Here is an 855-nt window from a genome sequence, read left to right on the forward strand (position 1 = left end):
ATCCTGGGCTACTCGGCCAAGGCCGCGGCGGAGTAGCTGATTTCCTTCTCCCCTTGCGGGAGAAGGTGTCGGCGAAGCCGACGGATGAGGGGTCGCATCGGCGAAAGCCGTGCGGCCCCTTCTTCGTTGATGGGCTCAAATCTGGCGCGGGACGGGTGTCCACTCGAACACCGACGCGTAGAGATCCTCCCAGCGCGGGTTGTCGCGTTCGATCAGGTTGATCTTCCACTGCCGTGGCCAGCGCTTGAGCGAGGTTTCACGTTGGATCGCTCCGGTCATCAGGTCGTGCTCCTCGTACCAGACCAAGCGGGTAAGGCCGTATCGCTTGGTGAAGCCGGACTGGAGTTCGCGATGCTCCGTGATGCGTGTCCAGAAACGCGCTGTCACGCCGGTGTAGAGGGTGCCGCGATAGCGGTCGGCCATCATGTAGACCGCAATCCAGGCCTCACGCGGCACCATGGTTCCACCCTCCCGTTTTGCGGGAACAATATATGAACATATAAGCTTCGTCATTCCCGCCCTTGTGGCGGGAAACCCTGGTTCAGCTAGCACGTGAGGAGCCGTGGCGCGCCAGCGCGCCAACCCGCTGCCCTTGCGGCGGACAGAGGGGTTCCCGCCACAAGGGCGGGAATGACGGTTGAGAGGTGAGGGGACGAGAAAAAGCTTTTCCGCTTCCCCAAGCGGAAACCTTGTCGCGCCTTCCGCCAGGGCGCACGCTCGCCTGAACAACGATAACCGAGGGAGATAGACCATGACGCCGGCCGACGGCGCGTCGACCCCGCGCGACGCCAGCACCGCCCCGTTCAAGCCCCTGGCCATGCGGGGGCCCGACGTCCGTGTCGACCGGCGGCCCGA

The 855-nt window shown here is 64.3% G+C and carries 2 protein-coding genes; one reads left to right on the forward strand and one right to left on the reverse strand.

Features of this window, described 5'->3' with window-relative positions; translation table 11 throughout:
- Window positions 1–135: 135 nt before the first annotated feature.
- Window positions 136–513 carry a GIY-YIG nuclease family protein gene (locus tag J7528_RS23715; RefSeq protein WP_291879777.1) on the reverse strand — a complete coding sequence of 126 codons (378 nt, stop codon included), beginning with the start codon at window positions 511–513 and terminating at the stop codon, window positions 136–138.
- 238 nt (window positions 514–751) lie between these two features.
- Here J7528_RS23715 and J7528_RS23720 point away from each other — a divergent pair.
- On the forward strand, window positions 752–855 hold a 104-nt coding region (locus J7528_RS23720), incomplete at its 3' end, for a hypothetical protein (RefSeq protein WP_291879780.1).

The sequence above is a fragment of the Caulobacter sp. genome, assembly GCF_017744445.1.
Classification (GTDB): Bacteria; Pseudomonadota; Alphaproteobacteria; order Caulobacterales; family Caulobacteraceae; genus Caulobacter.

Excerpts from the sequence above, each read along its gene's own strand:
- J7528_RS23715 (WP_291879777.1), bottom strand. The coding sequence starts at position 513 with ATGACGAAGCTTATATGTTCATATATTGTTCCCGCAAAACGGGAGGGT.